The organism is Varibaculum cambriense DSM 15806, from assembly GCF_000420065.1.
GTDB lineage: Bacteria > Actinomycetota > Actinomycetes > Actinomycetales > Actinomycetaceae > Varibaculum > Varibaculum cambriense.
Genome location: NZ_ATUF01000002.1, coordinates 491,544 through 515,914, shown reverse-complemented (window position 1 = coordinate 515,914; position 24,371 = coordinate 491,544). Strand labels below are relative to the sequence as shown.

Annotated in this window: 21 protein-coding genes; 9 read left to right on the top strand and 12 right to left on the bottom strand. The window is 54.1% G+C overall.

Going from position 1 to position 24,371, the window contains the following annotated elements:
- Window positions 1-72 precede the first annotated feature (72 nt).
- Window positions 73-396, top strand: a complete 324-nt coding sequence (locus F605_RS0102355) for a hypothetical protein (protein ID WP_022864308.1) — start codon at window positions 73-75, stop codon at window positions 394-396.
- 1 nt (window position 397) lies between these two features.
- A complete protein-coding gene (locus tag F605_RS0102350) occupies window positions 398-1,507 on the top strand; it encodes a VIT1/CCC1 transporter family protein (protein ID WP_027723520.1) in 1,110 nt (369 codons plus the stop codon).
- A 5-nt stretch (window positions 1,508-1,512) separates the two neighbouring features.
- Here the strand turns inward: F605_RS0102350 and F605_RS09405 are convergent, their stop codons facing one another.
- The 4 genes from F605_RS09405 to F605_RS0102330 form a co-directional block, all read right to left on the bottom strand.
- Complete coding sequence (locus tag F605_RS09405; RefSeq protein ID WP_022864306.1) at window positions 1,513-2,340, bottom strand: trimeric intracellular cation channel family protein; 828 nt, start codon at window positions 2,338-2,340, stop codon at window positions 1,513-1,515.
- Window positions 2,341-2,505: 165 nt separating this feature from the next.
- On the bottom strand, window positions 2,506-4,509 hold the full coding sequence (locus F605_RS09400) for an MFS transporter (RefSeq protein ID WP_022864305.1): 2,004 nt from the start codon (window positions 4,507-4,509) through the stop codon (window positions 2,506-2,508).
- 39 nt (window positions 4,510-4,548) lie between these two features.
- A complete protein-coding gene (locus F605_RS0102335; RefSeq protein WP_022864304.1) occupies window positions 4,549-5,034 on the bottom strand; it encodes a MarR family winged helix-turn-helix transcriptional regulator in 486 nt (161 codons plus the stop codon).
- Between the two features lie 106 nt (window positions 5,035-5,140).
- Entirely contained in the window at window positions 5,141-5,932 is a 792-nt protein-coding gene (locus F605_RS0102330) for an HNH endonuclease family protein (protein WP_027723519.1), read from the bottom strand.
- A 94-nt stretch (window positions 5,933-6,026) separates the two neighbouring features.
- On the opposite strand from F605_RS0102330, the gene hrpB reads away from it, so the two are divergent.
- The gene (gene hrpB, locus F605_RS09395; protein WP_022864303.1) at window positions 6,027-8,684 is read left to right on the top strand and encodes an ATP-dependent helicase HrpB; all 2,658 of its coding nucleotides are present in this window, start codon (window positions 6,027-6,029) and stop codon (window positions 8,682-8,684) included.
- 74 nt (window positions 8,685-8,758) lie between these two features.
- On the opposite strand, the gene pgm is transcribed toward hrpB, so the two are convergent.
- Complete coding sequence (pgm, locus tag F605_RS0102320; protein ID WP_022864302.1) at window positions 8,759-10,429, bottom strand: phosphoglucomutase (alpha-D-glucose-1,6-bisphosphate-dependent); 1,671 nt, start codon at window positions 10,427-10,429, stop codon at window positions 8,759-8,761.
- An 84-nt stretch (window positions 10,430-10,513) separates the two neighbouring features.
- On the opposite strand from pgm, the gene tadA reads away from it, so the two are divergent.
- Window positions 10,514-11,092, top strand: coding sequence for a tRNA adenosine(34) deaminase TadA (gene tadA, locus F605_RS0102315; RefSeq protein WP_022864301.1), 579 nt, complete (start codon window positions 10,514-10,516; stop codon window positions 11,090-11,092).
- 86 nt (window positions 11,093-11,178) lie between these two features.
- Here tadA and F605_RS11250 read toward each other — a convergent pair whose 3' ends face one another.
- Window positions 11,179-11,754 (bottom strand): N-acetylmuramoyl-L-alanine amidase, encoded by a 576-nt coding sequence (locus F605_RS11250; RefSeq protein WP_244865169.1) that lies wholly within the window; start codon window positions 11,752-11,754, stop codon window positions 11,179-11,181.
- A gap of 46 nt (window positions 11,755-11,800) precedes the next feature.
- Between F605_RS11250 and F605_RS11510 the strand changes: the two genes are divergently transcribed.
- Window positions 11,801-12,034: a hypothetical protein gene (locus tag F605_RS11510; protein WP_051132079.1), complete on the top strand. Its 234-nt coding sequence runs from the start codon at window positions 11,801-11,803 to the stop codon at window positions 12,032-12,034.
- Window positions 12,035-12,361: 327 nt separating this feature from the next.
- The gene (locus F605_RS0102305) at window positions 12,362-13,864 is read left to right on the top strand and encodes a CoA-acylating methylmalonate-semialdehyde dehydrogenase (RefSeq protein WP_022864299.1); all 1,503 of its coding nucleotides are present in this window, start codon (window positions 12,362-12,364) and stop codon (window positions 13,862-13,864) included.
- Window positions 13,865-13,879: 15 nt separating this feature from the next.
- Here F605_RS0102305 and pdxT read toward each other — a convergent pair whose 3' ends face one another.
- A complete protein-coding gene (pdxT, locus tag F605_RS0102300) occupies window positions 13,880-14,449 on the bottom strand; it encodes a pyridoxal 5'-phosphate synthase glutaminase subunit PdxT (protein WP_022864298.1) in 570 nt (189 codons plus the stop codon).
- Between the two features lie 35 nt (window positions 14,450-14,484).
- Window positions 14,485-15,399, bottom strand: a complete 915-nt coding sequence (gene pdxS / locus F605_RS0102295; protein ID WP_022864297.1) for a pyridoxal 5'-phosphate synthase lyase subunit PdxS — start codon at window positions 15,397-15,399, stop codon at window positions 14,485-14,487.
- A gap of 409 nt (window positions 15,400-15,808) precedes the next feature.
- Between pdxS and F605_RS0102290 the strand changes: the two genes are divergently transcribed.
- Window positions 15,809-16,675, top strand: a complete 867-nt coding sequence (locus F605_RS0102290) for a sugar phosphate isomerase/epimerase family protein (protein WP_022864296.1) — start codon at window positions 15,809-15,811, stop codon at window positions 16,673-16,675.
- 252 nt (window positions 16,676-16,927) lie between these two features.
- The gene (locus F605_RS0102285) at window positions 16,928-17,962 is read left to right on the top strand and encodes a LacI family DNA-binding transcriptional regulator (protein ID WP_022864295.1); all 1,035 of its coding nucleotides are present in this window, start codon (window positions 16,928-16,930) and stop codon (window positions 17,960-17,962) included.
- 166 nt (window positions 17,963-18,128) lie between these two features.
- Here the strand turns inward: F605_RS0102285 and F605_RS0102280 are convergent, their stop codons facing one another.
- From F605_RS0102280 to F605_RS0102270, 3 genes are all read right to left on the bottom strand, one after another.
- A complete protein-coding gene (locus F605_RS0102280) occupies window positions 18,129-18,956 on the bottom strand; it encodes a MetQ/NlpA family ABC transporter substrate-binding protein (RefSeq protein WP_022864294.1) in 828 nt (275 codons plus the stop codon).
- 180 nt (window positions 18,957-19,136) lie between these two features.
- Window positions 19,137-19,877, bottom strand: a complete 741-nt coding sequence (locus tag F605_RS0102275) for a methionine ABC transporter permease (RefSeq protein ID WP_022864293.1) — start codon at window positions 19,875-19,877, stop codon at window positions 19,137-19,139.
- Window positions 19,874-20,896: a methionine ABC transporter ATP-binding protein gene (locus F605_RS0102270; protein WP_022864292.1), complete on the bottom strand. Its 1,023-nt coding sequence runs from the start codon at window positions 20,894-20,896 to the stop codon at window positions 19,874-19,876. The genes F605_RS0102275 and F605_RS0102270 overlap by 4 nt, the downstream gene beginning before the upstream one ends.
- Window positions 20,897-21,229: 333 nt before the next feature.
- Here F605_RS0102270 and F605_RS0102265 point away from each other — a divergent pair, with 333 nt between their 5' ends.
- On the top strand, window positions 21,230-22,534 hold the full coding sequence (locus F605_RS0102265; RefSeq protein WP_022864291.1) for a TrpB-like pyridoxal phosphate-dependent enzyme: 1,305 nt from the start codon (window positions 21,230-21,232) through the stop codon (window positions 22,532-22,534).
- 82 nt (window positions 22,535-22,616) lie between these two features.
- Here the strand turns inward: F605_RS0102265 and F605_RS09390 are convergent, their stop codons facing one another.
- On the bottom strand, window positions 22,617-24,161 hold the full coding sequence (locus tag F605_RS09390) for an AMP-binding protein (RefSeq protein WP_022864290.1): 1,545 nt from the start codon (window positions 24,159-24,161) through the stop codon (window positions 22,617-22,619).
- Window positions 24,162-24,371: the final 210 nt, after the last annotated feature.

Genomic DNA, 24,371 nt, shown 5'->3' with positions numbered 1-24,371 from the left:
TCATAAAGCCCTCGCGCCTCCGTGAGATAGAATGGCTAGCAGTTGTTCTTGTCGACGTGAAAGGTGTTAGCCGTGGGAAAGAAACTTTTGACCGTCCTCGGCATCGGTGCTGGTATCGCCCTAGTTCGCCGCGAACTTCGGGAGAATCCCGAGGGCGGGGTGGCTAAAACTGTTAACGCGGTGACCTCCAACCCCCAGGTGCGCCGAGCAGGCGATGTCACCAAACAAAAAGCTTCCGAGATTTTCCGTCGTCAAGGCGAAGTTGTCACCGACAAGATTGCGGACGTAGTTAAAGAACGAATCTTCGGGGTAGCGCCGGCCAGTAAATCGGAACCGGAATTCGTAGATGTAGAGATTGAAGAAATAACCGTTGAAGGACCGGATTCCCGCCTCTAAAATGGCTGATGCAATTGCTAAAAGTGCAGGTGCTGACCCACAGCAGGTATCCCCAATTTCCAAAAAACAGCTACGGCGGTGGCGGAAATACCTCGCGGAGGAACGTTTAGAGGCCGATACTTATCGTTATCTGGCCAGGCGGCGCAGTGGGGATGAGCGGGAAGTTCTGCAAGAATTATCAATCGCGGAAGAGCGTCACGAGCAGTATTGGTTGAATCTTTTGGGTGAGGACGCGCTTCCCACTCCCCGGGCAAGCCTGCGTTCGCGCCTCCTTAATTTTTTCACTCGTATTTTCGGCACCATCTTTATGTTGGCGATGATGCAGCGGGCGGAACAGCGTCACGACTACGAGGCTGACCTGGATGTTCCTAAGGAAATCGTGGCGGATGAAAAAATTCATTCCGAGGTAGTGCGGGGTCTTGCCGCCCGGCAGCGAGCCACTATCTCGGGGAGTTTCCGGGCTGCAGTTTTCGGGGTAAACGATGGCCTGGTCTCTACCTGCGCCCTCATTTTGGGAATTTTTGGTACGGGAGTTTCTAAAACCACCATTATTGCTACTGGTTTGGCCGGTCTACTTTCGGGCGCCCTGTCCATGGGGGCGGGGGAATATGTTTCGGTACGTTCCCAAACTGAACTTTTGGCTTCCTCATCCCCAGATCCTGAGTCCGAACATGCCATCGATAAATTGGATATGAACGAAAACGAATTGGCCTTAGTGTTTCGGGCGCGGGGAGACGATGCCGAAACCGCTGACCGTAAGGCTTCCGCCGCTTTTTCAAAGATTAAAAAAGGTGGGCATGCTCATTTAGAGGCGAATAATCAGGAATACGAAGAAATCGGTACCGGTATGAAAGCAGCGATTTCTTCGTTCACTTTCTTCGCTATCGGGGCCTTCGTTCCACTGTTTCCGTTTTTGCTGCCGCTTTCACCCTTACAAGGCGCGATAGTGGCGGTGATCTTAGTAGGTTTGGCGCTAATTATTGTGGGCGGAATCGTGGGGCTGCTTTCGGGGGTTGACCCGGCTCCTAAAGCCCTGCGCCAACTAATGATCGGTTACGGAGCCGCAGGAGCCACCTACCTGTTGGGGCTAGGAATCGGCACGCGGCTGTAAGCTACTTAAATCCCGTTGTCGGAGGTTGGACTGTTAGCCGGATTCTCCCGGGAACCAGGATCTTCCGGGCATGCGTTTTCATCACCGCCCAAGCCATTGTCGCCCTTAGTCTGCTGACCAGTATTTTTAAAGCGCCGTTGCCGACTATCGCGCCATCGTAAAATCTGCCGCAACTGACGGGGGGTGAGAGTGATCCTAATATCCGGCGCCTCGGGAAGCACCCAACCTCGCCACTGGGACAAGAGCACAAATACCAGAGCGGTTATTATCGACAGCGCCATTCCTAGTACCGGCATCCCGAGTTTGAAAAATACCACCATGATCACTGCGGAGGTCGCAGCGGGCGTGGCGTAAAGGTTGGCACCCCCAAAAATCTTGGGGATTTTTCCCACCATCACGTCGCGGATGATGCTCCCGCCTACCGCGGTAGTTAATCCCATCATCAGTGCAGGTAGTACCCCTAGGCCTAGGGCGAGCGTTTTTTGGGCTCCCGTGGCAGCCCAGCATCCCAGGCAGAGGGCGTCAGCTACCGTGATTAACCGGTTTGTCCATTTTGATTCGAGGCGCCAAAAAAATGCCACGGTCGCTCCCAGGAGGGCGCCACCTAGATAGAACGGATCGGTGAACGCTACCGGAATCTGTTGTAGTAGTACGTCCCGGGTCATCCCGCCCCCTAGTGCGGAAATAACCGCTAGGGTAGCGAAGCCTACCGCATCGAAATGGCGTTCCCGCGCAAGTTTTGCTCCGATGATCGCGGCGCAAAACACTCCGGTCACATCAACTGCTCGGAATGCGAGCTCGAGGACTTCGGGGCCAAAGGAACTTGTGGGCATACCCCTATTTTTCTCTTTTTCTCCCCATTTTTTCCACTCATGGGTTTATCGCCGCCTCAGCTTTCCCTCCATTTTGAGGTACGCAGATGCGCAGAAGCGGGCGTTTATCGGAGTTTGGGCAGGAGGGAAAACTCGCCCCTACACGCCGAAATAGCTGGAGTGCTTTTACCGAGCCAGACCCAAATCCGGATCGGGATTGATAATGGCATCGATTTTGCGTTTCGAAGGTAGTCCCGCCAGCAGTAATATCCCGGCTAAGGACAAGATGGTATAGAACCAGAACAGGCGAGTGAATCCTTCGTTTAGCCCCAACTGGAACGCGGTCTCTATCTGGTCGCGGTGGGACTCAATATCTTTTAGATATTTAGCTCGCATCTGTTCCACACCAGGAGGCACCGTTCCCATCTTGGCTTTCATCTTCGCTTCTTGTTGATCAAACATATAGTTCGCGATGTCTTTACTGCGATCTACTACGTTGGTAACATCAGCGGTTTTAATTTTATTTTGCAGAGAAGCAGGCATATCGGACATCTTGAATCCCCTATCGGCTTTCGTCTGGGGAGCAGCCGCTTTAGGACTAGTTTTTTTCTCCGGGGTATTCGCCTGGACATTAGAGGGCATAGTCTGATTCTTCGCTTGCTCCTGCGGAGGCATTGCCTCCTTTTGGCCTTGGGCTTGCGGCGGCATCCCGGCGGGTATCTTGCCGTCAGCTGCGGGCACCTCCGCCGTCATAGCGGGCATCTCCATAGCCGGCATCGCGTCCATGACTTTACCGGACAGTCCTCCCATCGCGGTGGCGAGCAAACCAACTAGAATCGCGGGAGCCAAAGTGGTGCCTAGGGAGCGGATTAGAGAGAGTGTCGCCTGGCCGGAGTTAGCGTCAGTTTCGGGAATCAGGTGCAAGATCAGGTAGGTTAACGGCGCCCCCATCAGGAATCCTAGTCCTAGCCCCATCACGAAAATGGAAACCGAGTTAGAAACTAGACCTGGGTAGGGGCTAGCCCAGTAGATCAGCATGAAGCCGGCGATTGTCGAAATCAGTACGCCTACTCCAAGCACTGCTCGCGGACCGAAACGGTCAGTTAGTCGTCCACTTAAAGGCGCCCCGATAGCTGAGGCTACGCCAATAATGATTGTGGGATATCCACCGGCTCCCGAGGGCAGACGTAGGCAGTTTTCTGCGAATTGGGGGATGAACATGACGGTCATCATCAAAATGCCGGATACTGCCCCGAACATAAGGGTAGTGCCCACGTTGATAGTGGCGAAGTATTTGAAGTCGATTATCGGATCCTCGGCGCGCACTTCCGCTATCCAAAATGCGGGGATCAGCACCAGGAAGATTAGTAGACCACCCCAGACATCGCGATCGCTAAGCGATTCGCTGATCTTAGTGAAATCCAGGTTTTGGAACGCCCATAGCAGGGCGGTAATCATCACCACCAGAATGAAAATGCCGGGTAAATCCAATTTTCGGGTGGAACTTTGGGGTTCTTGGGGCAGGGCCCAAATTCCCAGTAGCACTACGATTATTGCGATAGGAACGTTGATGTAGAAAATCCATTGCCAGTTTTCCTGTCCGGCTATATCTAAAACCAAAGATCCTGCAGAGGCGCCAAATACCGAGGCAGCACCGTACACCATACCGACCAGCCCCAGAGCCATTCCGCGCTTGGGGGGAGGAACAATGGTTCCTACCGCGGCGGTGGCCACCGGAACCATCCCGCCACCCCCGATTGCTTGAATCGCCCGAGAAGCTAGCAGCAGCCCTAAAGAGGAGAAATCTTGCGACAATCCACACCCGAGAGAACCCAGTCCAAATAGCCCGATAGCCAGCACGTATACTGGCTTGCGGCCAATAATGTCCGCGATTTTTCCGATAACGGGGATCGCTGCCGCATAGGCGAGGGTGTAAATGGTAAAGACCCAAACCCCCACTTTGTCATCTACCCCGAGCCCATTTTGAATAACCGTGCGCGCTGGGTTCACGATCCCCATATCTAGGGCGCCCATGCCGATACCTGCTAAGTAGAGGACGAGGACGAGTTTCCAGCGCTTGGGAGCGGTAAAGTCGGCCGTTGCGGCCGCGCCTTTCCCCTTGGCCGCTGCAGAGGTTTCTTTTGTTTGTGCTGTCCGTGCGGTATTTGAGGGATTAAGTTCAGTGCTCATTTTAGATCCTTAGTTTTGCCAGTGAATTTTGGCGAAGTCTTAATCTTCGAGGTCGTGGGAAGTGTCTAAGGATTCCACGAAGTCTCGGAGCATTTCAGTAAAGATGGTTAGTTCTTTTTGGCTGCGTTCGGCAAATAATCCGCTGAGACCGGCCTCCATAGGGGCAGTGAAGTCGTGCCCAATTTGCCCACCTAATTCCGAGATCCGCAGAACCGTCTTGCGCCGGTCGGCCTCATTAGTTTCCCGATTTACGTAGCCTGATTCCATGAGTCGATCGGTTAGGTAGCTAACTGCCGCCCGGGTGATATGCAATTGTTCGGCTAATTCCGAGGGGGAGAGGGGAGCGCCTGCCAGTTCTGCCTGCCAGATTTGTAATAGCGCTTCCCCGTCTTTCCCATGTAGCCCCATTTTTGAGGAATACCGGCTAATCAGGTCATTTGAAGCAAAAACTAGTCGGTGTAATTCGTACAGAAGTTGGTCTAATAGCTGCTTACGCTCATCGGCAGGTTGTGAAGTGTTGTCCATGTAGTTAAGTATATTAATAATTAAGAAACTTAAGCAACAAGAATCTAAAATTACCTACCCCTGCGCATCTAGGGCTATAACACTCGCTGACTATTACCGCACCAGGCTAACCAGCGGGGAGGGGCTGCGCGGGGCAGGAGGCCGCCACTGCCGCCATCGCCCGTTTTTCCTCCGGGGTAACCCACAACTGCCATTTCTGTTTAATCGCAGTCTGTAAAGCCACATACTGACAATGGAACCCTTTATTTGGGGGCAGCCAACTCGCGGCATCTTTATCTTGCTTATCTTGATTGGCGGGCCCATCAACCGCCAGCAGGTTCAACGGGTCATTGGCGAACTGTTCGCGACTGTGGGCATCCCACCGGCTGGCTCCGGTTTTCCAAGCATTGGACAGGGCAACTACGTGATCAATTTGTACCTTGCTGGAGCTCTGAGCGCCCTTGCGAAACTGCTGGTAGCGACCGGTGTAGGGTTCGGTAAACTCCCCGGAAATTACCACGCAATCATGGGTTCCGGTCTTGGCCTGCACCTGGGACAAGTCACGCCTTAAAATATCGTTCCGGGTATCACAACCATTGCGATCAATATCTGCCCAACGAACCCCGAACTGGGAACGCTCATAGGGGGAGACGCTTTCCCACTCGCCCACTGGTAAAGAGGCAACTGCCTTGACTAAATCTGTTTGCACCGATTCGGAGAGGATTTGGTCCGCGCTTTTACCCCAATCAGGAAGCGCTATCTTGGGGGCTCCTTTGGTGGAAAGTCCGGCTAAATCTGGACCTAAACCGGGAATAAAAGCCCAGGCTAACAGGGCAAGAATTAAGGTGGCGATGACCCGGTTTCCCCAGGAACCCTTCCCTGGCCGCCACCGGCGTCTACCGCGTCTGTTATACCCCATGTATCTATTGTGCTTATTTTGGAGACGGTTTCCTATTTAACTGTTCCGCTGCCGGAAGTATTGGCTTTTTTCTTCCGCGGTGCACAATAGAAGCATGTTCACGCTTTCCCAGGCAGGCGCCCTCGCCCCCGAGCTGCCGGCGAAGAGTATCTTGCCGGAGTTGCAAGACGCCCTCGAAACCGTGGGGAAAGCGATTGTTACTGCCGAGCCGGGGTCGGGGAAAACTACTTTGGTTCCTCCGGTTTGTTGGGCGTTAGAGGACGCGCGAGCAAAAAATAATTCTCCGGCAGCTGAGGTATTAGTGACCGAGCCGCGCCGGATTGCCGCTCGGGCTGCCGCCAGTTACCTGCAGACATTGCTGCCTAAAAGTGAGGATAACTTGGCAGCTAAAGTCGCATTTTCTGTCCGGGGAGAATCTACTCGGGGTCACAATACACGCCTAGATTTTGTCACTGCCGGCCTGTTTTTGCGGCGCCTGCTGGCAGATCCGGAAATCTCGGGTATCGGCACCGTAATTATTGATGAGGTACACGAACGGTCACTAGATACCGATGTCTTATTAGCTCTGCTCTGTGAAGTGCGTCAGTTGCGCCCCGAGCTGCGAATAGTGGTGATGTCCGCGACTATAAATAGCGATCTTTTCCGCCAGGTCTTAGGGGAAGATACCCCGGTTCTAGAGGCGGAGGGCAAGCTTTTTCCCCTGCAAGAAGTATTCGCACCGCCGCCAGCGCGGGTGCGGCGGATTAGTGAGCGCGGCACCTCCTGGGAGTTTCGGGATTATTTGGCCGATCTGGCGTTAAAGCATCGTATCCAAGGTGACACTCTAGTGTTTGCCCCCGCAATCGCAGATGTGGAGGCGATTGCCGCTACTTTGCGGTCGCGCGCCAGTCACCCGGAACGAATCCTGACCTTGCACGGGCAGTTACCTCCCCGCGAGCAGGCAAAAGTACTGTCCCAGGGTGCCTCTTCTGCTAGTGAGGAAGCTCTGAAACCTGGGGAAGGCAGGATTATTGTGGCCACTTCGGTGGCCGAATCGGCACTGACTGTTCCCGGGGTTCGCCAGGTGATTGACAGCGGACTATCGCGGGTTCCGAGCCGCCGCCTGCGCGGAAATGCCGGAGGTCTCAGCACTTTGAGTTGCTCGCGAGCCGCGGCAACACAACGCGCAGGGCGCGCCGCGCGCCTGGGACCCGGATATGTGATTCATGCTTATGACCAGCAAACTTATGCGCGTATGGAACCCGATACGCAGCCGGAAATCATGTGCAGTGACTTGACCGAGACATATTTGCAGCTGGCGGATTGGGGGCAAACCGATCTGGAAGTTCTGGCGCTGCCTACTTCCCCTCCGCCTGCTGCCTGGCAGCAGGCGGAGAAGGATTTGCAGGCTCTCGGCGCCTTAGATGCAGATTCTCGAATTACCGCTTTTGGGCGTCAGCTGGTACAAATTCCCGCTCACCCACGTTTGGCACGCGCTTTGATTTTGGGGGCGCGCCTGGTGGGTGAGCGCCGCACCGCCCAGGTGGTGGCAGCTTTGCAGGCAGATGTACGCAGTCCAGACGGTGATTTATGGGCAGCGATTCGCCGCGCGGAACGCCAAGGAGATAGAACTTATCGCAGCGAGCGTAGCCGCTTTGAAAAATTGGCGCGGCGATATCAAGGTATGGCTACTGGTAGTGAAGGATTTGTATCTTCCCTGTCAGCTCGGGGCGGGCAGCTAGGGCAAGACAACGCTAATAGTCAGACTCCAAGTTCACCAGCAAATTTGGAAAAACTTGCGGGAGATTTAAGCGTGGGATTAGTGGTGGGGATGGCTTTTCCTGACCAAATAGGACATTTAACCAGTAAAGAGGGGGTCTATCAGCTGTCTGGTTCGGGAGCAGCTCGCCTAGACAATGACAGTTCTTTATCCACCAGTAAGTGGTTGGCGATTGCAGAAATAGGGGTGCGTAAAGGAGGGACCGATCTAATTCGTCTAGCCGCCCCTCTCACCGAGGAGCTGGCTTTAGAACTAGGAAGTCACCTAAAGCAAGAAAAGTATTTGGCAGAATTTCGAGATGGAAAAATAGTTGCGTGGCAGCAACAGTGTCTAGGAGAAATCCTTCTGCAGCGACAAAAAGCGAAAATCCGGGAACCTGAGCGCGTCCTCGAAGCCGAATATCAGCGGGTGGGGCTAGGTTTTCTGTCTTGGAACTCTAAAGCCGCTCGCTTACGTGCCCGCTTGTGCTGGGCGGCGCACTATTTTCCCAATGTCCCTGCAGTTAGCGACCAGGATTTACATGACAACCCCCGCTTCTGGCAGGTGTTGCTCAGTTATTTTGCAGACGGAAAAAACGCTGCGAATGCCCCGGTAACTGCCTGGCTGGAGGGAGTGCTGGACTATGAGACTCGGCGCACTTTGGAAAAAGAAGCACCCAGCGAGTTTTTACTTCCTTCCGGCCGGCGTACCGCTATTAGCTATCCAGACGATATCACCAGCGGTCCGCCTCGGGTACAGGCGAAATTACAAGAGTTCTTTGGACTGCAAGCCGCGCCTAAAATCCTGGGCGGCCAAGTCGACCTGGCGATGGAGATGCTGTCACCGGCAGGACGCCCGCTGGCGTTAGTGACCGACTTAGAACACTTCTGGGAGGAAGTGTATCCGCAGGTTCGAGCGGAAATGCGGGGCAGGTATCGCAAGCATCCGTGGCCGGAAGATCCCCGCGCCGCCCTCGCCACTGCCGCCACCAATCGCCAACTCCGCTCCCGGTAGGAGGGCGAGGATTACTTTTGTCTCCCACAGTAAGGACGAGAGAAAGAACCTAGCCCCCTCACTTATTACGTGCTCTAGGAGAGGGCGGCGCCTACTACCTCTTGTGCTTCGGAGATTACTTGATCAACGTGCTGGTCACCTTGGAAGGATTCCGCGTAAATCTTGTAGATATCTTCGGTACCCGAGGGGCGAGCCGCGAACCAGGCGTCCTTGGTGACTACTTTCAAGCCGCCGATTTCGGCGTCATTACCGGGGGCACGCACCAGTTTGTCGGTGATGTCTTGACCGGCGAGTTTCTCCGCGGTGACGTCCTCAGAAGAAAGTTTCTTGAGCTTGGCTTTCTGCTCCGGGTTGGCGGCGGCCTCGAAACGCTTGTAGCTGGAAGCTCCGAAACGTTCCACCTGCTGCTTATGTAGCTGCGAGGGAGAAGTACCGGTTACTGCCAGGATTTCGGAAGCCAGTAGCGCCAAAATAATGCCGTCTTTATCGGTTGTCCAGACAGACCCGTCCCTACGCAAGAAAGAGGCACCGGCCGATTCCTCACCCCCGAAACCGATAGTCCCGGAGAGTAGTCCTGGCACGAAATACTTAAAGCCCACCGGAACTTCCACTAGTTTGCGCCCCATATGGGCAACCACCCGGTCGATTAGCGAGGAGGAAACTAAGGTTTTCCCGACCCCGCAATCCGCACCCCATTCCGGTCGATGGGTGTACAGGTATTCGATGGCGACTGCCAGGTAGTGGTTGGGGTTCATTAAGCCATCCGGGGTGACGATTCCGTGGCGATCCGAATCGGCATCATTGCCGGTCGCAATATCGAAGGGCGTAACCCCGTCCTCGTCAGGCGCCATTTTTTCCCGCAGCGATGCCATTGCATAGGGGGAGGAGCAGTCCATGCGGATTTTCCCGTCCCAATCCAAGGTCATGAAGCTGAAGGCGGGGTCCACGTCCGGGTTGACTACCGTCAGGTTCAGGTCGTGGCGTTCAGCAATCATGCCCCAATAGTCCACCGAAGCCCCACCTAACGGATCCGCTCCGATGCGTACTCCCGCAGAGCGAATCGCGTCCAAGTCAATCACGCTGGGCAGTGCATCCACATATTCATGCAGGTAATCATGGGGGTGGACGCAGTCGGCGCGCGTTAGATCCGCTAGGGTAGAACGCGGAACATTCCGCCAGCCGTCCTCAAGAATTTGATTAGCGCGATCAGCAATCCAACCGGTGGCGTCCACATCTGCCGGACCGCCGGTGGGGGGATTGTATTTGAAGCCACCATCGCGTGGCGGGTTATGTGACGGGGTGATTACAATCCCATCAGCTACGTCCGCGCCCGAGGTGCGCACCTTGCCAGGCGCCCCATTGGCCTGCAGGATCGCTAAGGAAACTGCCGGGGTCGGTACATAGGAGTTGCGCGAATCGATCCGCACGTCCACTCCGTTAGCCACCAGCACCTCTAGGGCGCTGCGGTGAGCAGGCTCCGAAAGGGCGTGGGTGTCACGCCCGATAAATAGCGGTCCGTTAATCCCCTGGTTACGGCGATATTCCACAATCGCCTGGGTGATAGCCACGATGTGGGCTTCGTTAAATGCATGGTCGAAGGCGCTACCCCGGTGTCCCGAGGTGCCGAAACTAACCCGCTGGCTAGGCTCGGCGGGGTCTGGCTCCAGGTCGTAGTAGGCGGCTAGGAGGTCATCGACATTGATTAAATCTTCTGGTTTGGCTTTCTGCCCGGCTCGTTCAAACATGTATTAAGTCTTTCACTTATTTGTTTTTTTGTCTGCGGAAAAGACCGTGTTTTCTTAGCTAAAAATGCCGGGTAAGTTGGAGCTATGGATCGCTTTGACGAGGTAATGCGTCGCGCTATGGATTTGGCGACCTGCGCGCAGCAGCAATCGGATGTTCCAGTGGGGGCGCTTTTGCTCGCACCTCGCGTCGAAAATACTGTGCCTATGAGCGTCCGGAACGCGGATAGTTTTGCCGCGGAGGAGGTGCTGGGTTCCGCGAGTGAGGGCGCGCCTACTCCCAAAAGTGCTTCCCCTTCTTACCTGGGGGACTGGGAAATAATCGGACAGGGCTGCAACCAGCGCGAAACCTTTCCTTATGATCCCACGGCTCACGCGGAGATTATGGCTTTGCGGCAGGGCGCAGTCCGCCTGGGCACTTGGCGGCTCACCGGCACCACCTTGGTGGTTAACTTGGAGCCTTGCACTATGTGTGCCGGGGCTCTGGTTAATGCTCGGGTTTCGCGGGTAGTGTTCGGTGCCTGGGATGAAAAAGCGGGAGCGGCCGGCTCTGTCCGTGATGTTCTGCGCGATAGCCGCCTAAATCACCGCATCGAAGTCATTGGCGGGATTTTAGAGGAGGAATGTTCGGCGCAACTAAAAGACTTCTTTGCTAGTCGGCGCTAAGGCTTTTAACCAATTCCGGCAAACAGGTGGATAGGCGAAATGAAAATAGGGTTTAGCAGCTTAAATACTTTATCTTCGAGTCTGCCTTAACGGGCGGAAAAGAAGCTTAGGATTCCTTGGGCGAGGCCGGCCGCGTATTGCTGTTGCCCCTCGGGGCTCGACATGCGCTGGGCATCCTGGGGGTTACGCATTTCCCCCAGCTCCACCATGACTGCCGGTACCTGCGCGAAATTTAGTGTGGCGAGGTCAGAGCGGGGGACTGGATTCGCCCCAAAAGTCGTAGAGGGGGTGAGTCCCGCGCCTCTAAGACCGGTGGCAACTGCGCGTGCCAACTCCCGGGAAGGTTCGCCTTGGGCAGCGTTTAGCGGGGGGCTGGAAACCATCACAAAAAATCCGTGGGGAGCGCTGGACTTTGAACCGTTACCGTGAATAGATATCAACGCTGCCGCGTCATTTTCGTTCGCAATTTTCCCGCGCCTATCCACACATACTTCCGCGTTACGGTCATTATCTCTAGTAAGAACCACTGTGGCGCCCTGTTTCTGTAGTTGATTGCGCAGATAGTCGGCTACCTGCCAAGTGAATTTATATTCCGGATATCCGGCATTAGTGGCGGTGCCGGAGGTATTACAAATTTTGCGGCCTCCGCGCCCATTGGAAATCGGGTTGCTTAGCTGCCTGCCCTTCCCGTGGCCAGGGTCAAGGACAATGACCTTTCCGCTCAGTGGTTTAGTAGCGGGAGTAGTTGCTGCCCTGGGAATGGCAGGGGTAGGCGGGCTGGAGGGCGCCTTAGCTTTGGGGGAAGAGGTGGCGGTTTTGGGTGTTGACGGGGAGGGGACAGTTCCAGGTGTTGCTGCCGGGCTGCAAGCAGTAAGGGTTAAGGATCCCACGCTGATAAACCCCAAAATTGCGAGCATTATTTTGTCGCGTCTGCGGGGATGATGGGGAAGCATGCTCTAACCCTAACTCCATATTCGCCAAGCGGGCAGGTAAACGTTTGCTAAGGGGTGACATTTGCTGCTTTCCGTGGTCTCAATGTTTGGTTAGCGGGCACCTAATCCTGTTTCCGAATTCTGTTTGGAAAGCGATGTTCAAGCTGCTGCTCCCGCATATCCCGTGGTAAAAGAGATTTTTAACTACTCCTCTTGTGTCTGGGACTTAAGTCGATTAGAGTAGACTTTGTAAGGACAATTAAGCCAGTCGTGGTGATGCTAATAGCTTAGGCATGATCGGCGATAAGGTCAGCGGAAATCGAAGGAGATACTGACAATGGTAAAACAGTTGCAGCACTGGATTAACGGTGAATATGCGCAGGGAAAACCTTCCGGAGAAATTAAAATCGAAGATCCGGCGCTAGGTGAAGTAGTAGCTACTGTTCCCTCCGCATCAAGTGAAGATCTGGATCACGCAGTAGAAATTGCTAAAAAAGCGCAAAAAGAGTGGGCAAAACTCTCACTAGCTAAACGCGTGGACATTATGTTCAAGATGCGCCACCTGGTTTTGGAAAACCAGGACAAGATGGCACAACTGATCGTGCAGGAACACGGCAAGAACTACTCGGATGCGATCGGGGAAATCCAGCGTGGCCGGGAAACCCTTGATTACGCCTGTGGAATTAACGCCAATATGAAGGGCGAACATTCCTACCAGATTTCTACCGGCGTTGATATCTTCACCGTGCGGCAACCGGTCGGAGTAGTGGCGGGGATTTGCCCGTTCAACTTCCCGGCAATGGTACCCATGTGGATGCACCCGCTGGCTATTGCCACTGGTAACGCCATCATTATTAAGCCTGCTTCTTCCACTCCTTCCGCTGCGCTCTTGACCGGTGAACTGTACAAGCAAGCGGGACTACCGGATGGCATTTATCAGGTTTTGACCGGTAACCGTAACCTAGTTACCTCGATTTTGGAGCACCCCGGAATTGATGCGATTTCCTTTGTGGGATCCACTCCGGTTGCACATATCGTACAGAACACCGGGGTTGCTCACGGCAAGCGCGTTCAGGCGCTGGGCGGGGCAAACAACCACGCCATCGTGATGCCGGATGCAGATATCGATTTCGCCGCCAAACATATTTCGGCAGCGGCTTTCGGAGCAGCTGGTGAACGCTGCATGGCGCTGCCGGTGGTAGTAGCTGTGGGAAGCGCTGGTGAAAAACTAGCCGAGAAAGTTAAAGCCCACGCCGACAAGATCCATGTAGATCAAGGCATGGTTGAAGGCTGCGAGATGGGGCCGGTTATTGACAAGAAAGCTCAGGAGCGGATTGAAGGTCTGATCACTGATGCTGAAGAACGCGGTGCGACTATCGTGCGTGATGGCCGCGGATTCCGGCCAGAAGGCTACCCGAACGGTTACTTCGTAGGGCCCACCATTATCGATAACTGCCCCAAAGATGCCCCCGCTTATTACGAGGAAATCTTTGGTCCGGTGCTGGTTATTACCCGCGCCGACACCTATGAGGAAGCCATCGAGATCGTTAACTCCGCTCCCTTCGGCAATGGCTCTGCCATCTTCACCAATGACGGCGGGGTAGCGCGCAAGTTCACCCTTGAGGTTGAGGCTGGGATGGTGGGCGTTAACGTCCCGATTCCGACCCCGGTTGCTTACTACTCCTTCGGTGGCTGGAAAGACTCCCTGCTTGGTGACACCCATATTCACGGCCCGGAGGGTGTGAAGTTCTACACCAAGGCCAAGGCAATTACCACCCGCTGGCCGAGCGAATCCGGGCACTACGAAGCCACCATGAGCTTCCAGCGTGAGGAAGGCTAGAGGTAGCTAAAGAACCTAAAGGTTCAAAAACATTTGGTGCAGGCGCGGGTCGCCGGTCAATTCGGGATGAAAAGTAACCCCGATTTGATTGGCGGCTCGCGCCCCCACAATTAGCCCATTTACTCTTCCGAGTTCTTCAACTCCCGGGCCGACCTCGCTAATGCGCGGAGCGCGAATGAAAGTCATTGGCAGATCTTCCATGCCCGCAAAGTCAGCTCGGGCATTAAAGGAACCGAGTTGGCGGCCGTAAGCATTACGTTCCACGGTTACGTCCAAGGTGCCGAGTGCGGTGCGATCCACGCTGCGCTTACCCATAATCCGCTTGGCCAGCAAGATTAATCCAGCACAGGTGCCCAGCACCGGCATCCCGGCGGTGATCATTTCCCGCAGCCGCTCCGCCATCCCCAGTTCAATCAGTAGTTTTGATTGCACCGTGGATTCGCCGCCTGGTAATACCAGACGGTTAAAACCGGTCTGCAGGTCTGCGGCTTCGCGGAGCTCAACTACCTGAGCTCCCAGTTTTTCAAGGCAGTGTTCATGTTCAATGAAAGCCCCTTGAACTGCGAGTACGCCAACTTTCTCCATTTAGTTTCGCTTACCGTTTCTGTTGGGGGGGGGAGTTACTTTCCGCGCTCTGCCATCAGCAGGTCAATTTCGTTTTCGTTGATCCCCACCATGGCTTCGCCCAAGTTTTCGGACAGCTGGGCAATCAGTTTCGCGTCTTTGAAGTTAGTTACCGCCTTGACGATGGCGCTAGCGCGTTTGGCGGGATTACCGGATTTGAAGATACCGGAGCCTACGAACACGCCCTCGGCACCGAGCTGCATCATCAAAGCCGCATCGGCGGGGGTGGCTACTCCGCCTGCGGCAAAGTTAACCACCGGCAGACGCGAGGAATCGTGTACTTCTTTGAGTAGCGATAGCGGTACTTCTAGCTGTTTGGCGGCTTCAAAAAGTTCATCCTCGCGTAGGCTAGAAATCCGCCGAATCTCGGCGTTCATCTCGCGCATATGGGTAACTGCCTGTACGACGTCACCGGTTCCCGGCTCGCCCTTGGTGCGAATCATGGTCGCGCCCTCGCCAATGCGGCGTAGCGCTTCACCTAGATTTCGTGCCCCACATACGAAAGGTACTTTGAACTGGGTTTTATCAATGTGGTAGATGTCGTCGGCGGGGGAGAGTACCTCGGATTCGTCGATGTAGTCGATCTCGATAGCTTCTAGCAGTTGTGCTTCTACAAAATGCCCGATGCGGCACTTCGCCATTACCGGGATGGACACCGCTTCTTGGATCCCTTTGATCATTGCCGGGTCACTCATCCGGGAAACGCCTCCGGCGGCCCGAATGTCGGCGGGAATACGCTCTAGTGCCATCACCGCTGCTGCGCCCGCATCTTCGGCGATCCGTGCTTGCTCCGGGGTGGTGACGTCCATAATCACGCCGCCCTTTAGCATTTGCGCAAGTTGACGATTGAGCGCCACCCGCTCTTTGAGGTCGTCTGCATTCTGGACGCGGGGAGCGTTTCCGGTTTCCATTTCGGTTCCTTCTTTCTGTACCTAGCGCTTGGGGTCGCCTAGTAAAGCGTGGCATGACCCTCTAGGTTTATACTTTACAAATTAACCCAGCAAAATAGTTATTTGTATTAAGAAACAGGCGCTGCTAGCGAAAAGCTAGTGCCTAAGAACTTCTTGTTTTTCAGCTGAAAAATAAAGTGCGAGACCCTTGACAACCTCGCTTAACGCGTGTTAAATAGCGATAGGTGGACATTTGTCAAGAAAAATTGGCAAAAAGAAAAACCTGGCGCACTCTGGATTAAGCGAAACGTTTCGGGTAAACTGGGGGTGCCCAAGATCGGGTGGAGCAATGAGGCTAGAGCTTCGACAGAAGAAGACTCAAGACCGCCCTACGGAAGATAGCTATTGCTACAACAGAAGGAATGAATAAATGGTCAAGATCGCCCTCGACCCCAATATGTATTACTGGTTCATGCCAGTTTCGCAGACCCTGCATAAAGCACGAGAGCTAGGGTTTGACTATGTGGAGCTGTCTCCTACGGCAGATTTTCACTTTTGGCATCACTACCCCAAAGCTGATGACGAATATGTTGCTGAACTGAATAAGGCACAGAAAGAATCTGGGGTTAAGATTGCCACCTTGAACCCGGTGTTTAACTGGGCGTGCGTAGATGAAGAAGAACGCCAAGCCCAGGTGCGCAACTGGCGCCGGCTGCTAGAAATTGCCGATCAGCTAGACGTGCGCGAGATCGTTTCAGAATTTTCCGGCGACCCCAATACTCCCCGGCGCTGCGAACATCAGTGGTACAAGTCCATTGAAGAACTCACTCCCGATTTTGAAAAATATGGGATCCAGCTGCATATGGAAGCGCACCCCTATGACTTCGTGGAGCTGCACGATCCCGCCATCAACCTGATCCGCGGGGTAAATAAACCCTGGATTGGCTATGAATACTGTGCCCCGCACACCTTCCACCTTTCGGATGGTAAAGGTGATGTGGAACGGATGCTGCGCTCTGCTGGCGACCTACTTAAAGAAGTACATGTCGCCGATGTGTTCAACCACAAGGCCTTCGATGGAAACCGTTACGTAATTAATCCTCCGGGAGTTGATGCTCGCGTGCATCAGCACAACGAGATCGGCATGGGGGAAGTTCCGTGGGACGAGCTGTTTAGCACCCTGCGGGATATGAACTTCGACGGCGTGTTATCTCTGTGCGTATTCGGTTGGCACGACCGGGCTGATGAAATCAATAAGAAGATGATTGCCCGGGTAAAGAGCGAGTTTGGGCAGTAACAGTTATTCGGTAAAAGAATAGGATTTGGTTTTTCCGAGGGCGTAGCAGGCGTCCTCGGAAAAACCATCCTTTAGGGCTGCTCTTCTTAGGGAACAGCAGTCAAAAAAGATTAAGTTCTCCAGATTTACCTGTGGATATTAGGATAAAGCAATGTGCATTCTAGGAAGCTATCGGTTAATGCCAAAATGTGGTTCAACGGTGGTGCTTCGCCACTTTCTAGGGTTATTTAGCGATAATCTTAAGGCAATGCTATGAAAGAAAAACTAACTATTTCCGATGTGGCCAAGGAAGTGGGAGCCTCCATTTCCACGGTGTCTGTTGCGCTGTCCGGACGGCCAGGAGTCTCAGATAAGCGACGCGCGGAGATTCAGCGCGCCGCTTTTGAAATGGGGTATCGTCCAGATCGGCAGGCTGCCCTTATTCGCCTGGAACGTACGCACCTGATAGGTGTGGTGTTCTATATGGAGCAAGAGTTCCAAATATCGATGATGGATCCGCTCTTTCGTTATGCTGAAGAACAAGGATATCGCCTGGTGGCAGCTGGTTGTGTGGGGAATCGCAGCGAAATGGATTGCATCGAGTCCTTGATGCAAGATCGCTGCGAAGGGATTGTGCTAATAGGTACCAAACTTTCTGCCGAGTATTTGGAAAAAATTGCGGAGGTGACCCCCCTAATTACCCTGTGTCAAGAAGTGGGGTCCCACAGTGTGGATGCTGTGGTCTCCAACGATGCCTATGGGATTTCAAAATCTTTTGAGTACTTGTGGGAACAGGGTTTTCGCGACATTGTACATATCAGGGGTGACAATCAAACCAATGCAAACGTGCGGGAAGCGACCTTTAAGCAGTGCCTTGCAGATAAGGGTTTAGCAGCAGAAGAAAGTACTTCGCTGCGGATCTATCAAGGTGGGCAAAACCCCGGTGATGGGGCGCGGGTGGCCGATCAGATACTATGCCAGGTCAGTAACGGAGAAAGGGTAATGCCGCGCGCAGTGATCTGCTTTAATGATCTGAGTGCCCAAGGATTTATGATTCGGATGTGGCAAGAGGGGGTGCATATACCTCAGGAAATCGCGGTGGTGGGTTTTGATGATACCCCGATCGCATCCGAACCCTATGTGGAACTAACTACCGTGAGCCAAGATCGGGAAAAACTGGCCAGTTTAGCTGTCAAACGGCTGGTAGAACACGTGGAATTCTTCTTTGATAAAGAAAACCATGGCAAAAAATGGGATGCGGTTGAAACCCAAGTGGATACTCGCTTGATTGTGCGCAAGACCGCCTAAAAACTTGCAATCTGAAAGTTATTGCTATCCGCAATAGGTGACTGCGGACTAGTAGTGGTAACTACTCGTAGATATACATAGCGGGGGGCGGGTTCGAAGATTTTCTTCGAACCCGCCCCCATAGATTTCAAGCGATTAGATTTTCAAAGCGACTAGGTCAGTCGAATTAAAAACCAGGTAGCACTGCCTTATTCGGCCACTTCTTCTCGATGAAAGCCTTTACTTCCGGAGAGTGCAGCAACGCGTCCAGCTTCTTAATCGCTTCCAGCTTTTTGGAATCCTTCTTCCAAACCAGAATGTTCAGGGAAGGGTTGTCCTTGGGGGATTCTAGAACCAAAGCGTCGGAAGGCTTTTTGCCGCCATCTAGAGCAAAGTTACCGTTAATTACCGCGATATCCAGGTCAGCCAGCGAGCGTACCAACTGGGGACCTTCCACCTCAGACAGGTCAAAGCCACGCGGATTGTATTCTTTAGACTTGGCAATCACCGCCACCAACTGTTGATTTTCATCCTTCGGCAACTTAATCAAACCATTATCAGCCAGTAGCTGCAGGCCGCGCTTCTGGTTAGTTTCTTCAGTGATGACCCCAATCTTGGCGCCGTCCTTCAGATCCTTAATATCCTTGAGCTTTTCGGAATAAATACCCACCGGCTCCAAGTGGATTCCCTTACCGTGGTCGAACTGCCAGTTGTTCTTAGCGGTCTTCTCATCGAAATAGGGAACCGTCTGATAATAGTTGGCATCCAGATCCCCAGAGTTCAAGGCTTGATTCGGTTGGTTATAGTCGGTGTACTCTTTGATTTCCAACTCGATGCCCTGCTTCTTAGCCAAGTTATCGGCCACGTAACGCAAGATCTGCGCATGCGGCGTAGGGGAGGCTCCCACAATTAGTTTGTTGGCGTCAGCAGCGGAATCTCCGCCACCGCAAGCTGCAAGTCCCAATGCCAAGCTAGCAGCCCCAGCTGCGGCTACAATTTTCTTCCAAGTTTTCATTTTCTTTTCCTTTAAATGGTTGTTATTTAGGTAGTTTACAAAGTTTTCCTGCCCGTCCTCGCCTGCGTCTATAGAGCGGCCGAGGATGGAAGCTTCCCCAGATACCTAGCATGGTGCCAGGGAATAATAATTTTTACTGAAAACCGCTAAGAGCGGTGAGAATCTCCGACTGGTTTTCCCTTAGCGGTGATCGACCAGCCGGCTAAGCATGTCGCCCACCCACTGTACGATGACTACGATCAGCAAGATGTCTATGACCACGATTAGCATCACGTCACCCATAAAGCGGGTGTAGCCGTAGTTCATGGCGAGAGCACCTAGGCCGCCGGTACCTAAAGTACCTGCCATCGCGCCGTAACCTATCAAAGAAATCAAGGTGACGGTAATCGACTGGATTAGAGAGGGAAGCGCTTCGCGTACCTGCACCCCCAACATGATTTGCCAGTTAGAGGCCCCCGCCATTTTTGCGGCTTCCAGTTTTCCGCTTTCTACGCCTTGCACATTAGATTCCACCAGGCGGGCAAAGAAAGGCGCCGCCGCCAGAGTTAGTGGCACTACCGCCGCTTTCCACCCTAAAGAGGTGCCCACCAGCAGGCGAGTGAAGGGGATAATCGAAATCATCAAGATTACGAAGGGCAGCGAGCGGCCTACGTTCACGATGAATCCCAGCACCGCGTAGAGCACGCGCGCGACCTTAGAAGCTGATAGTAGCCCCGCCGGAGCAGTAGCTACTAGCAGCAAACCAATCGGCAGTCCCAGCAGTATCGAGAAAAATCCCGACCATAGCGACATATAGATGGTTTCTAAAGTGGCGTCCAGAAGATTATTAGTAATTACCGGATTGGAAAACCAACGGCCGGAATCATCCGCAGCCAGGGGCATCAGGGTCGCAACCTGTGAGGTAGTAACGATAAGACTCATGCCCGCACCTCCGTATAGACGTGATGATTTTCCAGTTCCCGAATAAAGCCGTCCAGTTCCGTGGTTTTTACTCCCAGAGCTAAGCGGCCAACCTGCGTGGTTCCCACGGTTTCAAAGGTCCCGGCCACAATATCGCCACCCAATTGGGCGACCAGATCCATAACTTTAGATCCGGTAGGCACCCCCGGCGACGAAGTGAAAGCAATATCCACTACCGAGGCGGGCTGACCGTCTAAAGTTACTTCATCGTCAACAATTGGGGGCGGAACCAGGTCTTTTGCTAGGCGGGAGGAAGGATCCTTGACTACGTCCTCCACCGAACCGGTCTGCACAATCTTTCCGCCCTCTAGCAAAGTAACGTGGGTGCAAATCTCCCGCACCACGCTCATCTCGTGGGTAATAATCACCACGGTTACGCCCAGACGATCGTGTACATCCTTAATTAAATGCAGAATCTGCTGGGTGGATTCAGTATCCAAAGCGCTGGTGGGCTCATCGCATAGTAATACTTGCGGTTCATCAGCAAGTGCTCGGGCGACCCCTACTCGTTGCTGTTGCCCCCCGGAAAGCTGGGAAGGATAAGAGGAACCGCGGTCATGCAGGCCCACCAAATCGAGAAGCTTTTGCACCCGCTCGTGGCGTTCCCCGCGTTTTTGACCCGCCAGATATAGCGGATAGGCAATATTGCCGGCGGCAGTACGTGAATCCAGCAGGTTAGCCGCCTGAAACACCATGCCTATCGAACGGCGCGCCTGACGCAAATGCTTTTCCGAAAGAGTGGAAAGATTTTGTCCTGCCACCAGGATTTCCCCCGAAGTGGGATGCTCCAAGGCAGTTAAGCAACGAATCAGCGTAGATTTTCCGGCTCCCGATTGCCCCACGATGCCGTGGATTTCTCCGGCCCCAATTTTTAGGGAGATACCGTCGAGGGCGTGTAGCTTGTCCTGCTTTTTGCGGGGATAAATTTTATAGACGTCCCGCAACTCAATTAACGGATTTTCCGCTTTCGCGTTACTCATAAGTTCCTTCCCATCGGTCCTGGCATTAGCACCGTCTTATCGGTTGCTGCAGCGCGCGAGCCAGGTCTCTGCGCTGCTCTTGATGGCTACGTTTAGATTAAAGCCTCGAGAAACAAAACGCCAATTTTTGAGACGGCTTGTAGTTGCTCTCACGTTTTCGTTAGCATGAGGGCATGGAAGAAACAGCAATCAAATCGATTCAGTGGTGGTGGCTCGCTTAGGCGGGTCCTTTCTTTCAGGTATTTATAGAACCCGCCAGTTGGCGGGTATTTTTTTGTCTCCCGCCAGCGGAAACTGTATTAATAGAAGTGATATTTCATTGAGGAGCAAGAGATGACTGATAACCCTAGAATCCAACCTTTAGGATTTCCGATCGATAACCATATCCCTGCTCGCTGGTACAACCTGGCTGCGGATTTCCCGGAGCCGATGCCTCCCTACCTGAACCCGCAGACCCGGGAGCCAATCACCGCGAAAGACTTGGAACCGTTATTTGCTCCCGGACTCATCGAACTAGAGATGAGCAAGGAACGCTATATCGATATTCCCCAGCGGGTCCGAGAACTGTACACCAACTTCCGTCCCGCTCCCCTTTATCGTGCTCATAACTTAGAGCAGGAATTAGGTACCAAGTGTCGTATCTACTACAAATATGAAGGTAATTCGCCGGCCGGATCCCATAAGCCCAACTCGGCCTTAGCGCAGGCTTATTACAATGCGGTGGCTGGGATTAAACGGCTCACCACGGAAACTGGTGCCGGGCAGTGGGGCGCTTCCCTGGCGATGGCCTGCTCCATGCTGGGAATGGACTGTGAAGTATGGCAGGTGCGTTCCTCCTACGATCAAAAGCCCTATCGGCGGATGCAAATGGAAACTTACGGTGCAAAATGCTGGAGTTCGCCCTCCGATCGCACCGAGGCAGGTCGCCGCATCCAAGCTGAAAACCCCGATACTTCTGGGTCTTTAGGAATGGCGATTTCAGAGGCAGTCGAATCTGCGGTTTCGGATCCGCAGGCGCACTACGCTTTGGGCTCGGTAATGAATCAGGTGATTATCCACCAGACGGTAATCGGCCTGGAAGCCCAAGTTCAACTGGCTAAAGCTGGTGAATCCGGCGCGGACTTTATTTTCGGTTGCGCCGGGGGCGGCTCTAACCTGGGCGGATTGTCCACTCCTTTTATCGGCGAGAATCTGCGCGAAGGAAAGAACTCGCGGGTGGTGGCCTGTGAACCGGCTGCCTGTCCTTCGCTCACGCAAGGCGAATATCGCTATGACTTTGGGGATATGTCGGGGCTGACGCCGCTAATGAAGATGTATACCCTGGGGCATGAGTTTGTTCCGGATCCGATTCACGCTGGTGGCTTGCGTTATCACGGGATGGCACCGATGGTGTCTCACGCCTACCACCTGGGATTGATGGAAGCACGCGCCTATCCGCAAGAAGAAACCTTTGCGGCCGGGCTCGAGTTCGCGCGCGCCGAGGGAATTATTCCCGCTCCGGAATCTACCCACGCGGTAGCCGGCGCACTGGACTTCATCCGCTCCGGGGAGGCTCGGGATGGTCAGGTGCTCTTGATCGGACTGTCTGGTAACGGGGTGCTGGACTTGGCGGCCTATCACCAGGTGCTACAGAAGTAACTGAACTTTTGGTAGAGGCGGCGGGGTTTTCCTCGCCGCCTCTTCTTATTTGGGGCTAATGCCAGTTTGGTCAGTAACCCCGTTATTTGCGCCAGGTGCGGTTTTCTTTATCGGCGGCGCGGGCGGCAGCTTGTAGGGCGCGGCGATCTAGTTTCCCACTGGGCAGCAGCGGAAATTGGGGGAGTAGCGCCACCGCGCGGGGCAGATGCGCGGGCGGTAACTGCTGTCTGAGGGATTCGCGCAGTTGGTGGCCTAATTGAGCCAGGTCGCGGGTGTCATCGGGCCTTGGGGTGGGCAAAGCGGCAGCCGAAAAAACTGCGCAGAGCAGCTGTCCCCATTCCTCATCGGGCAGCCCGCAGAACTCTATTCCCGAAAATCCCGCCTGTTCCGCCGCCCGGGTCACCCGGGGGAGGGAGATATTTTCCCCGCCGGAAATGATGGTGTCATCCAGGCGGCCGAGCACTTCCAGTTGAGCTGGGGTGGAGTCATCAATAGTTTGGGTTGCGACTTTACCCGCGTCCTCGTCCTCAAAAATAATTCTGCCCGCATCATTGGTAGCCAGCCAGGTTTGCCCCGAATGTTCGCGGATTTCTGGATCTGATTCTGCCTCCAAATAGCCGCTCATCAAAGTGGGGGTAGACAGACAAATCCTGCCCCCGTTAACTGCAACTTTGACTCCCGGCAGGGGGACACCGTCATAGACGCAGCCCCCGCAAGTTTCGGTCATCCCGTAGGTGGTGACCAGTTTCAACCCCTGTTCGCGTCCGGCAGCAAGCAATGAGGGCGAGATGCGCGCCCCGCCTACCAGGATCGCAGAGCAAAGGCGCAAAGCCTTGAGGGTTTCTGGATCGGCGAGGGCGCGGGTCATCTGCGTGGGAACTAGCGAGAGATAAATAGGGGCGTTCGCCGGGGAAATATTTTCCAGTGCCTCCCTCAGGCGCGAAAGTTTAAAACCGCCGGTCATATCAATAGTTGCCGGCTCAGTTCCCCCCGCATAGGCGCGGGCAATCACTTGGAAACCAGCAATATGATCTCGGGGGAGCGCCGACACCCAAGTGCCGGCACCCCCTAAACGCTGGGCGGTTGCCTGATGGGAGGCGCGCAAAGCCGCCAGAGAAATTCCCACGAGGCGTCCCCCGGGTTTCGTAGAACCAGAAGTCGAAAGAATAAAACTTACCTGCTCCGGCAGGCGTTGCAACCGCGATGCTTGCTGGCGAGCCCAAGAGCGGGACAGACGCTCGGTACGCGCTGGGAAAAATACCGGGTGGTAATCTGCCAGGATCCGCAACGCAAAAAAGGGTTTCGCCGGGCTGGCAACCGCCGACAAATCAATAGTGGGTAAGGAGGTAAATTTGTCCGGCCAGAGGGCGGTGCGCAGCGCGGTAAAGAATAAGGTATCGTGCGCAGGATTATCGGATACCGGTAGAAAAATCAGCGGTCGCACGGCAGGAACCTCGCGGTTTTCTCCCAGTTCTTTCCCTGCACTCAGTTCGCTTTGCAACCAGATGATCTGCGGACTATTTTCAGCTTCCTTAATCTGGGAATCTTTAGCACCAATGTCGCCCTGAGGAGCTAAAACTTCACTGGCTGCCTGAGCCTCCCTGCTCGGTGGGGGAACAATACGCAAAGCTAACCTCCGAAAATAACCGTCACCGCCCAGTCTATCGCCACTCCCGGCTATCCGAATTCAAGCACGGGGGCTAGGTTTTCCTTCCGCATCGGGTCGGACCGTAAAAGCGCTCGGGGGACCCCGATTTCCTCGCCAAAGCGAGGATAGGGAACTATCTCAAGAGATTAATAGGTATGTTTCCGACTAAGGAAGATAGTCGTGGCTTGC